Origin of the sequence: Mycobacterium sp. E3298 (assembly GCF_001666895.1) — a bacterium.
Classification (GTDB): Bacteria; Actinomycetota; Actinomycetes; order Mycobacteriales; family Mycobacteriaceae; genus Mycobacterium.
In genome coordinates, this window is sequence record NZ_LZJB01000392.1 from 19,170 (window position 1) to 29,841 (window position 10,672).

The 10,672-nt window shown below is 69.8% G+C and carries 10 protein-coding genes and 1 pseudogene; 5 read left to right on the forward strand and 6 right to left on the reverse strand.

All coding sequences use genetic code 11. The features are described 5' to 3' along the window. Nucleotides 1-10 precede the first annotated feature (10 nt). From A9X05_RS18355 to A9X05_RS18365, 3 genes are all read left to right on the forward strand, one after another. Nucleotides 11-985 (forward strand): class I SAM-dependent methyltransferase, encoded by a 975-nt coding sequence (locus tag A9X05_RS18355; RefSeq protein WP_067751187.1) that lies wholly within the window; start codon nt 11-13, stop codon nt 983-985. After that, a complete protein-coding gene (locus tag A9X05_RS18360; RefSeq protein WP_082950398.1) occupies nt 943-2,184 on the forward strand; it encodes an SAM-dependent methyltransferase in 1,242 nt (413 codons plus the stop codon). The genes A9X05_RS18355 and A9X05_RS18360 overlap by 43 nt, the downstream gene beginning before the upstream one ends. A 70-nt stretch (nt 2,185-2,254) precedes the next feature. Next, nucleotides 2,255-2,938: an esterase gene (locus A9X05_RS18365; protein WP_067783209.1), complete on the forward strand. Its 684-nt coding sequence runs from the start codon at nt 2,255-2,257 to the stop codon at nt 2,936-2,938. A 99-nt stretch (nt 2,939-3,037) separates the two neighbouring features. Here the strand turns inward: A9X05_RS18365 and A9X05_RS18370 are convergent, their stop codons facing one another. Together A9X05_RS18370 and A9X05_RS18375 are read right to left on the reverse strand one after the other, a co-directional pair. Further along, the gene (locus A9X05_RS18370) at nt 3,038-3,424 is read right to left on the reverse strand and encodes a DUF6264 family protein (protein WP_067783212.1); all 387 of its coding nucleotides are present in this window, start codon (nt 3,422-3,424) and stop codon (nt 3,038-3,040) included. A gap of 18 nt (nt 3,425-3,442) precedes the next feature. Further along, nucleotides 3,443-4,777, reverse strand: a complete 1,335-nt coding sequence (locus A9X05_RS18375) for a PQQ-binding-like beta-propeller repeat protein (RefSeq protein ID WP_156675587.1) — start codon at nt 4,775-4,777, stop codon at nt 3,443-3,445. A gap of 126 nt (nt 4,778-4,903) precedes the next feature. On the opposite strand from A9X05_RS18375, the gene A9X05_RS18380 reads away from it, so the two are divergent. After that, nucleotides 4,904-5,641, forward strand: coding sequence for an acyltransferase (locus tag A9X05_RS18380; protein ID WP_067751167.1), 738 nt, complete (start codon nt 4,904-4,906; stop codon nt 5,639-5,641). Nucleotides 5,642-5,678: 37 nt separating this feature from the next. Here the strand turns inward: A9X05_RS18380 and A9X05_RS18385 are convergent, their stop codons facing one another. From A9X05_RS18385 to A9X05_RS18400, 4 genes are all read right to left on the reverse strand, one after another. Further along, nucleotides 5,679-6,230, reverse strand: a complete 552-nt coding sequence (locus tag A9X05_RS18385; RefSeq protein ID WP_067751161.1) for a DUF4333 domain-containing protein — start codon at nt 6,228-6,230, stop codon at nt 5,679-5,681. Nucleotides 6,231-6,363: 133 nt separating this feature from the next. Beyond that, nucleotides 6,364-7,692 (reverse strand): deoxyribodipyrimidine photo-lyase, encoded by a 1,329-nt coding sequence (locus tag A9X05_RS18390; RefSeq protein WP_067783215.1) that lies wholly within the window; start codon nt 7,690-7,692, stop codon nt 6,364-6,366. A gap of 3 nt (nt 7,693-7,695) precedes the next feature. After that, the gene (locus tag A9X05_RS18395; protein ID WP_067751149.1) at nt 7,696-8,175 is read right to left on the reverse strand and encodes a TspO/MBR family protein; all 480 of its coding nucleotides are present in this window, start codon (nt 8,173-8,175) and stop codon (nt 7,696-7,698) included. Then, on the reverse strand, nt 8,172-10,271 hold the full coding sequence (locus A9X05_RS18400; RefSeq protein WP_067783218.1) for an MMPL family transporter: 2,100 nt from the start codon (nt 10,269-10,271) through the stop codon (nt 8,172-8,174). The genes A9X05_RS18395 and A9X05_RS18400 overlap by 4 nt, the downstream gene beginning before the upstream one ends. A gap of 158 nt (nt 10,272-10,429) precedes the next feature. On the opposite strand from A9X05_RS18400, the pseudogene A9X05_RS18405 reads away from it, so the two are divergent. After that, nucleotides 10,430-10,672: pseudogene (locus A9X05_RS18405) on the forward strand (type 2 isopentenyl-diphosphate Delta-isomerase); the annotation flags it as partial.

Genomic DNA, 10,672 nt, shown 5'->3' on the forward strand with positions numbered 1-10,672 from the left:
GCTGCCCTGCATGACGACGAGTTCGACCGATGCCGTTCCCAACCCGCATGCCACGGCCGAAGAGGTGGAGGCGGCCCGGCACGACAGCAAGCTGGCCCAGGTGCTCTACCACGACTGGGAGGCCGAGTCCTACGACGAGAAGTGGTCGATCTCGTATGACCAGCGCTGCGTGGACTACGCCCGGGACTGCTTCGACGCCATCGTCCCCGCCGAGGTGCAGCGCGAGCTGCCCTACGACCGCGCCCTCGAATTGGGCTGCGGCACCGGGTTTTTCCTGCTCAACCTGATCCAGTCCGGGGTGGCCCGGCGTGGATCGGTCACCGATCTGTCACCCGGGATGGTAAAGGTCGCCACCCGCAACGGGCAGGCGCTGGGTCTGGACATCGACGGCCGGGTCGCCGACGCCGAGGGAATCCCATACGAGGACAACACCTTTGACTTGGTCGTCGGGCACGCGGTGCTGCACCACATCCCCGATGTCGAGCTGGCGCTTCGGGAGGTCGTCCGGGTGCTGCGCCCGGGCGGGCGGTTCGTGTTCGCCGGCGAGCCGACCACCGTCGGGGACACCTACGCCCGCACGCTGTCCACCCTGACCTGGCGCGTCGCGACCAACGTCACCAAGCTGCCGGGCCTCGACGGCTGGCGGCGGCCACAGGCCGAACTCGACGAGTCCTCCCGGGCCGCGGCGCTGGAGGCGGTCGTGGACCTGCACACCTTCGACCCGGGCGACCTGGAGCGGATGGCGGGCAACGCCGGCGCCGCCGAAGTGCAAACGGCCACAGTGGAATTCACCGCTGCCATGCTGGGCTGGCCGCTGCGGACGTTCGAATGTGCGGTGCCGCCCGGACGGCTCGGCTGGGGCTGGGCGAAGTTCGCGTTCAACAGCTGGAAGACGCTGAGTTGGCTGGACGCCAATGTGTGGCGGCACGTGGCGCCGAAGGGCTGGTTCTACAACGTGATGATCACCGGGGTCAAGCCCTCCTGAGTGACGGCCTCACCTTCACCGTCGAGGACGTCCGTTACCTGCGATCGGAATCCGGTGCCGCCGCCCTGGCGGCGGTCGGAGAGCTCGAGCTGACCGACGCGACCCGGGTGGCCGACGTCGCCGCGGCGCGCGCCCGATTCGGGGACCGGGCCGCGGTGTTGGTGGAGACGACGTTGCTGCGCCGGCGCGCCGCCGAGAAACTGGGCGGGCTGGGCGCCGGAAACCCGGCGTCGAGCTGGCTGTTCACCGACGAGGCGCTGCAGCAAGCCACCGCCGCGCCGGTGGCGCTGCACCGGTCCAGGCGGCTCGCCGAGACCGGATCCGTCGTGCACGACGCCACCTGCTCGATCGGCACCGAGGTGGCCGCCCTGCGCGCCCTCGGGGTGCGGGCGCTCGGCAGCGACCTCGACGCGGTGCGACTGGCGATGGCCCGGCACAACCTCGGCGAGTCGGCCCCGCTCTGCCGCGCCGACGCGCTGGCTCCGGTGACCCGTGACGCCGTCGTCCTGGCGGACCCCGCGCGGCGCCTCGGGGGGCGGCGCCGCTTCCGTCTCGACGATTACCGGCCGGCGCTCGGCGCCCTGATCGACACCTACCGGGACCGCGACCTTGTCGTAAAGTGCTCTCCCGGAATAGATTTCGATGATCTGGAGCGGATCGGCTTCCGCGGCGAAATCGAGGTGACGTCCTACCGCGGCGCTGTGCGCGAAGCGTGCCTCTGGTCTCCCGGACTGGCCCGGCGCGGCGTCCTGCGCCGCGCCAGCGTCCTCGATCGCGGCGAGCAGATCACCGACGCCGACCCAGACGACTGCCCCGCGCGGCCGGCCGGGCGGTGGATCGTCGACCCCGATGGGGCGGTGGTCCGCGCCGGGCTGGTGCGCCACTACGGCGCGCGGCACCGGCTGTGGCAACTCGACCCCGACATCGCCTACCTGTCAGGGGATGAGTTGCCGTCGGCGGTCCGGGGGTTCGAGGTGCTCGAGCAGTTGGCGTTCGACGAGCGGCGGCTGCGCCAGGCGCTGTCCGCGCTGGACTGCGGGACGTTGGAGGTCCTGGTTCGCGGTGTGCGGGTGGACCCCGACGCCCTGCGGCGACGGATGCGGCTGCGCGGCGGCCGGGCCTTATCGGTGGTCATCACCCGCATCGGCTCCCGGGGGGCCGGCCGCGCGACGGCCTTCGTCTGCCGTCCGTCGCGATAGCGCCCGGTAGGCTGGTGCGATCGCTCTGCCAGGCGCCCAGCCCCCGCCTAACCTGCAAGGACACTGAAGAATGCGTTATCTGATAGCGGTCGCCGTGCTCGCATCGGCGGCCCTGTGGGGCTGGCCGGCGGCCGCCGCCCCACCGTCGTGCGCCACCGTGGGCGGCACCGTCGAGGACGGCCAGATGTGTCGCGTGCGCGCGACCGGCCCCAACTACACGCTGAACATCGTGTTCCCCGCCGACTATCCCGACGAGCAAGCGCTCGCCGATTACGTCGGGCAGAACCGGGACGGCTTCGTCAACGTCGCACAGAGTTCCGGGTCGCGGGATCAGCCCTACCAATTGGAAGCCACCACCGAGCAACGCGCCTCGGGTCAGCCGCCGCACAACACCCGCAGTGTGGTGCTCAAGTTCTTTCAAGATCTCGGCGGGGCGCACCCCTCGATCTGGTACAAGGCCTTCAACTACAACCTGGGGACCAAGCAGCCCATCGTCTTCGACAATCTGTTCGCGCCGGGCACCACGCCGCTGGACAGCATCTTCCCGATCGTGCAGCGGGACCTGGAACGTCAGACCCCTTTGGGCGCAGCCATTTTGCCGTCGACGGGACACGATTCGACGCATTACCAGAACTTCGCCATCACCGACGACGACCTGATCTTCTACTTCGCGCCCGGCGAGATGCTGCCGGCCTTCGCCGGGCCGGTCCAGGCCTCGGTGCCGCGTAGCGCGATCCCCCCGCTGGCCCTTTAGCGGCGATCGCAAGCGCGGTGTGGCCGGGCGAGGCGGGTCGCCGCCATCGGGCGAGCGGCGATCGCGAGCGCGGTGTGGCCGGGCGAGGCGGGTCGTCGCCTAGACGGGGCCGGCCTGAAACTCCATGGCCACGGCGCCGGCGGCCAGCGCGACCTGCGCCAGACAACCGATGATCGGCACGAAGAAGGCGGTCCGGCGCCGGGCGAGGCGGCGGACCGCCACGAACAGGGCGGCGGCGAAGATAACGCCGCCGCCGCCGATGCCCAGGACCATGGCGCGATTGATCCACGCCGGGTCGCCGCACTTTTGGTAGCCGCAGGAGCCGGTGGCCATGACGTAGACGCTGAGCAGGCCTATCGTGACCGCGACCAGAAAAGCCTGCGCGGCGAGCAGCGCCACGGTCGCGGTGCGGTCCACCGCGAGGCTGCGCTCGCTCCGTCTCGAATACGCGGCGACCGCGGACTGCATCTCGTTGTCGTCGGACATGGGCTCAGTATGTCCCGGTCACGCCGGCGCGAAACCGTACACCTGGCCGTCGCTGGTGGCGGCCGCCACGCGGCGATCGGTGCCGACAGACACACCGACCGGATAGCCGGTGGCGGCCGGAAGCGGGTAACTGCCCTGCGTGTGGCCGTTGCCGGGGTCGAACACCAGCAGCGACATGCCGGGTGCGCCGTTCGTCGTGGGTGCGCTGACGACGGTGTAGCCGACGCCGGCGCCGGCCAGGCTCGACGACGACAGCGGGACGACGTCATCGCGGCGCCACGCCTGATCCGCGTGGTCCCCCGCGTCCTTGAACGCCACCAACCGGGTGTCCGGGCCGCCGCCCGACACGATCAGGCCCGCCGGGGTGACCGCGGGCGGTGTCTGCGCCAGAAACCCCAGCGGCGCCGACCATTTCACCTTTCCGTCGGCGGCGCGCAACGCCCACAGTCGCTGGTCCCGACCGTTGACATAAACGGTCGCCCCGTCGGCGGACAACACCGGGCTGGCGATGACGCCGGCGCCGACGGCGTCGCTCGTCCACTCGCGGGACACCAGCGGCGTCTGCCCGGCGTGGTATTTGAGCCCAACCAGCCCCGCGGCCGGGGCGCCGGGCTGCCAGACGCCCAGCACCGCCATCTGGCTGGCCGCCGAGAAGGCGGGCGCGGCGGCCACCGGGCAGCCCTGCCGGGCCGGCGCGCAATCGGCCAACCCGCGCGTCGCGTCGGTGGGATCGACGCCGTCCACCAAATCCATCGGGCTGCCGACCACCGCGCCGCGGTGGGCCTCGAAAACCAGCACTTGGCCCAGGTGCGTCGCGACCAGCAGCTGCCCGTGCCCGAGAAACCTTGGGGTGGTTGGCATTCCGATCACCGGCTGCCGCCACCGCGTCCACTGCGTCACCGGAAAGGAAAGGAAGGCGCCGGGCTGGCCGACGTAGAGGTTGTCGAACCCGTCGAAGAGCGGGCCCGCAAAGCCCCCGCCCTGGAACAGCCGCACGCACCAGCGCTGCCGGCCGTTGTTGTCGTTCTCCCATTCCATCAGCGAGCATCCGGCCGGGGTCTGCGCGTTGAGCGCCAGGTAACCGCGCGCGCTCAGCGCCGGACCCGCCGCCAGGCTGCCCTTGACCGAGCGCGTCCACCGCAACGAAAGCTTGGAGGCGCCGTCGGTGCCGGTGTAGCCGCTGTTGGCGGCGTCGGCGTATTGCGCGGGCCAGCCAGCCGACGCTGACGCCTCCACCCAGGAGTCGGTGTTGGCGCACCCGCCGAGTCCAACCGTGATCCCGGCCGCCAGCAGCGCGGATGACCAACGCCGAAGCCCACGCGGGAGATGTCGGTCAAGCACCTCGAATCCCAGATCCTTTTCCACGGCGTTCGGCATGAGCGGCCAGTGAGTACAGGTGAGGGTAACCCGTGCGGACTCGGCTCCGGCGGATTGCCCGCCGTTCTCGGCCGCCGCAAGCGCGCGCTAGGCTGTCCGGCCATGACGAGCATGTGGGGCGCACCGGTCCACCGCCGCTGGCGGGGATCGAACCTGCGGGACCCGCGCCAGGCCAAGTTCCTCACGATGGCCTCGCTGCGATGGGTGCTGCGCAACCGCGCATACACACCGTGGTACCTGGTGCGCTACTGGCGGCTGCTGAAGTTCAAGCTGGCCAACCCGCACATCATCACCCGCGGGATGGTGTTCCTGGGCAAGGGCGTGGAGATTCATGCCACGCCCGAACTGGCGCAGCTGGAGATCGGCCGGTGGGTGCACATCGGCGACAAGAACACCATTCGGGCCCACGAAGGCTCGCTGCGGTTCGGCGACAAGGTGGTGCTGGGCCGCGACAACGTCATCAACGCCTACCTCGACATCGAGCTCGGCGACTCGGTGCTGATGGCGGACTGGTGCTACGTCTGCGACTTCGACCACCGGATGGACGACATCACCCTGCCGATCAAGGATCAGGGCATCGTGAAGTCACCGGTGCGGATCGGGCCCGACACCTGGGTGGGTGTGAAGGTGACGGTGCTGCGCGGCACCGCGGTCGGGCGCGGCTGCGTGCTGGGGTCACACGCGGTGGTCCGCGGCGTGATCCCCGACTACTCCATCGCGGTCGGCGCGCCGGCCAAGGTGGTCAAGAATCGCCAGCTCGCCTGGGAGAGCTCGGCGGCCCAGCGGGCCGAACTGGCGGCCGCGCTGGCCGACATCGAGCGCAAGAAGGCCGCTCGCTGATCAGACGGCGGTGACCCCGCAGTGCCCGGCTTCGCCGCTAGGACGCCGGTTCCGGGTGGTCATCGACCTTGAAGTCGAAGTTGACGTCGCCGGCGTCGACGTTGGTGACGGTCACCGCGATGCCGTATTTGTCGGTGCCGTCGACGAGTTGGCACCGCAGCGTCGCGCCCTGAACGCCCTTCAGGTTGTCGGGGCAGGTCACCGAGTCGGGCTTTCTGCCCACCTGCTGGGCCAGCTTGTTACTGATGATGCTGGCGACCTGGTTCTTGTCGACCGTCTCGACCATGTCGAACTTGACGTCCTTGCCGTCCACGCTCGTCACGGTCACGTTGACGTTGAACGTCTGGTTCTTGACCTTCATCTCGCAATTGAGTTGCGCCCCAACCTTCGCCGGCAGGTCGTTCGGACAGTTCACCGAGTCGGGCTTGTTGCCGGCGGCGTCGGTCAACTTCGAGGTGATCTGACCGGCGACATCGCTCTTGCTGACCGAGTGCGACGAACCGACGGAACACGAACAGGCGGTCACGCCGGCCAGCAAGCCCGCGGCGGCACCGGAGGCCAGCAACGTCCGAACGATGAAGGGTGTCATGTAGCGCCTCCCGAGCGGCTTGACAACTGTGAATCGGCTGATAATTGCATGCCAACCAGCTTCGGGGCGGGCGATTGAGCAAACATTCACGCACGCGACAATTCCGTGCCGCGCCCGCGTCCTAGCCCGCGGGTCAGATGCTCTGATAACGCCGCAGCGCCTCGGCGCGCTCGGCGCCGTGGTCGACGATCTCGGCGGGGTAGCCCGCCGGCCGTCGGCCCTTGCGCAGGTGCGCGTCGTCCACGGAGCGCAACTCGGGCACCCACCGCCGGATGTAATCCCCGGACGGATCGAACTTCTCGCCCTGGGTGGTCGGGTTGAACACCCGGAAGTACGGCGCGGCGTCGGTGCCGCAGCCCGCGCACCACTGCCAGCCGTGCTGGTTGTTCGCCATGTCGCCATCGACCAATTGATCCAAGAACCACTCGGCGCCCCACTGCCACGGCAGGTGCAGGTCTTTCACCAGGAAGGAGGCGACGATCATCCGCACCCGGTTGTGCATGTATCCGGTCTCCCGAAGCTGACGCATTCCCGCGTCCACCATCGGGAAGCCGGTCTCGCCGGCCTTCCAGGTTTCGAAGCGGCGTTTCGCCTCGGCGCCGCTGTCGGTGGGGATGCCGTCGAATTGACGGTTCCAGTTGTGCCAGGCGCTGGCCGGCCAGTGGTGTAACACGTCGGCGTAGAAATCGCGAAACGCCAACTCGCGCAGGTACGCCTGGGCCCCGCCGTGACGGAGATCGAGGTTGGCGACCATGGTTCGGGGGTGGATGCTGCCGAACTTCAGGTATGCCGACATGCGGCTGGTGCCGGGTAGGTCGGGGCGGTTCCGCTCTTCGGCGTAACGCTGTAACCCGTTGTCGACAAACGACTTCCATTGCTTGCGCGCCGCGGTCTCGCCCGCTTCGAGATCGAGCGTGGCGCCGGGATCGGGGATCTCGGCCCGGTCGATCCGCAGTCGCGCCGGATCGAGCCAGCGGGCCGACGCGGCACCCGATTTCGCCGGCGGCCGCCAGCCGGACTCGCGCCATTGACGCAGGAACGGTGTGAAGACTTGGTAGGGCGAGCCGTCCTTCTTCGCGACGCGGCCCGGCGAGACCAGATACGGCGAACCCGTGGCCACCAGTGGGACCGAATCCAGTGCCGCACGGACCTTTTCGTCACGGCGCTTGCCGTACGGCGCGAAATCGTCGGAGATGTGCACCGCCGATGCGGCGATCTCCTTGGCGATGCGCGGGATCACCTCGTCGGGCCGCCCGCGGGTCACCAACAGCCGGCCGTCCAGGTCGTCGTGCAATCGCCGCAGCGAGTCACCGAGAAACTGCAGCCGGCGCCGGCCCGAGGACGCCTCGAGTTTCGGGTCCAGCACGAAGCAGGCGAGCACCTCGCCGTCGTCGGCCGCGGCGTTGAGCGCGGGATGGTCACCCAACCGCAGGTCGCGACGAAACCACAAAAGCGTCGGCATGATTCAGCGGTTCAGTCGCCAAACGTGGGTGGCCAGGACGGTCGCGAAGGAACACCACAGCGGGTACGCCGACAGGGCCAGGCCGGCCCGCGCGTCGGCCTGCGCCGCCCGCCGTGCGAGGTCTGCGCTGCTGGCCGTCAGCACGGCGGCGCCGACCGCCGACGCGCCCAGTTTGTGGAAACCGAAGAAGAGCCAACTCCATCCGGCGTTGAGAACCAGGTTCACGCCGAGCGCCGCGGCGTAGCGGCGCGCCTCGTCCTCCCGTCCCGCCGCCCGCAACCGGTCGATGGCCTCCGCCGATGTGACCGCGATGTCGGTGTAGAGGGAGGTCCATGCCACCGGAAAGGCCACGTTGGGGGGCTGGTACGGCGGCTTGCGCAGCCGCGCATACCAGGACGGAGCGGCCTTGGCGTTGGCGACGCTGCCGGTCACCGCGGCGGCGGCGACGGCGAGGCTGGTGGCGGCGAGGGTTGACGTTTTCAAGGGATGCTCCGTTCCGGTTGGTTTTCTGCCTGTGCTGCAGTGGCTTTGGCGGGTCTGGGGGCCGAGGGCCACCAGATGCGGTCGCCGAGGAGGGCGAACAGCGCGGGAATGACCAGTGTGCGGACCACGAACGTGTCCAGCAGGATGCCCAGGCCGACGATGATGCCCAACTGGGTCAGCACGATCAGCGGCAGCACGCCGAGCACGCAGAAGACGGCGGCCAAAACTATTCCCGCACTGGTGATGACGCCGCCGGTGGCCGACACCGCTGCGACCATGCCGGCGCGTGCGCCACGTTCCGCGGACTCTTCGCGGGCGCGGGTGACGAGAAAGATGGTGTAGTCCACGCCGAGTGCGGCCAGGAACAGGAAGGCGAACAGGGGTGTGCTGTTGTCCAGCGCCGGGAAGCCGAAGATGTGGCTGCTGGCCCAGCCGCCCATGCCGAGCGCGGCGAGCGCCCCGAGGATCGTCGCCGTCAGCAGTGTGGGAGGGGCGAGCGCGGACCGCAGCAGGGCATAGAGCACGACCAGGATGACCGCGAGTATCGCCGGAATCAGCAGATGCCGGTCATGGGTGGCCGCGTCGCGGATGTCGAGCGCCTGCGCGTCCGCCCCACCCACCAGCGCGGACGGGCTTGCCGACTTCGTCGTATCACGAAGTGCGGCAATGATTTCGAATGCCCTGTCGGAGGACGGTGGGGCGTCGATCACCACCGACCATTTCGTCAGGCCCGACGGGGAGCGGCCCGATTCGTTCGCCGACACCACGCCGGGGGTCGCCCCGATGGCCTGCGCGACCGGCGAGTCGGTGGGGGCGATGACGAGCGTGGGGTTCGCCAGGCCGGCCGGAAAATGCGCCGCGACGATGTCATAACCGGACACCGAATCCGCGTGGACGCGGAACTGCTCGGTCTGCGACAAGCCGATTCGTGTGCCGAGCAGGCCGGTGGCCAGCGCCACCAGGCCCGCGATCGCGACGGCCGCGACCAGCGCCGGGCGCCGGTTCACCCATTCGCCGATGCGTTGCCAGGACGTCGAATCCGCGGTGGCGGTGCCTTCGGGCCGGGGGATGAAAGGCCAGAACAATCGCCGTCCGCTCAGCGCCAGCAGGGGCGGGAGTATCACCAGGGCGGACACCGCCGCGACCACCAGCCCGCAGGCCGCAAGCGCGCCCAGGCTGCGGGTGCTCGGGGTCGAGGCGAACAGCAACGTGAGCAATGCCAGCACCACCGTGGCGTTGCTGGCGACGATCGCCGGACCGGCCATCCGCACGGCGCGGCGCAGCGCATCTCGATGGTCGCGATGGCGCCCAAGCTCCTGCCGGTATCGGGAAATCAGCAGCAGCGCGTAGTTGGTGCCCGCCCCGAAGACCAGCACGCTGGTGATCCCGGACGTGGCCCCGTCAAAGCTCAGCCCGGTCAGCGGCGCCACCGCGGTGCCCACCGCCGCCGCGACCCGGTCGGCGAAGCCGACCACCAGCAGCGGCACCAGCCACAGCACGGGGGAGCGGTAGGTGGCGATCAGCAGCAACGCGACCACCGATGCCGTCACGGCGAGCAGGGTGACGTTGGCATTGGTGAAGGCGCCGGCGATGTCGGCGCCGAACGCCGGGCCGCCGGTGACGTGGGCCGCCAGCTGCTCCGGCAGGCCGGTGGCGGCGGCCTTGCGCAGCTTGGCGACCGCATCGGTCAGGGCGAGCCCCGAGAGGTCGGCGCTGACCGGCACCACCGAGATGGCCGCCTTGCCGTCGGCCGACACCCGCGCTGGCGTCGCTGGGGTGGCCCCGCCCGGCGGGGCGGCGGCCTGCATCCGCTCCCGAGCGGCTTGGGCGGCGGTGACTTCGGCGGCGTCAAGCGCGGCGCCATCGGCGCGGCTGACCACCAGGATCAGCGGGACCCGGTCTCCCCCGGGGAACTGGCGGGCCATGGCGTCGACCTTCGCGGAGTCCGAGCCGGTCGGCACCGACAGCGGCGCCTGCCCCGCCGCCGCGTTGGCGCCGACCAGCGCCATGAAAACGCCACCGAGGAGGACGGCGGCAAGCGCGAGCAACCACGAGCGCCGTCCCGTCACGGCCGCGGCCACGCCATCCCACACCACGATGTGAAGTCTTTCAGTGTGTTAAACATTAATCAACTGAAATTACGCACCGTTGCACATTGCCGGTACGCAACAAGGGGCACTATGGACATTATGGATGCGAGCGGGCGCGGCGTTGTCGCGCCGGGGTGCCTGCCTTGACGGCAGATCGGACGCCGATGACCAACCGCAAGCGGCGGCACATCGACGTCTGCCTCGCGGAGCCGGTCAACTACGAGCACGTCACCACCGGGCTGGAGCGGTACCAGTTGCCGTACAACGCCCTGACCCAGACGAGCCTCGACGACATCGACCTGTCGACCGAATTCTTCGGCGCGGACCTGCGCTTCCCGGTCCTGATCGGCGCGATGACCGGCGGTGCCGAGTTGTCGGGGACCATCAACAGGAATCTGGCCGCGGCC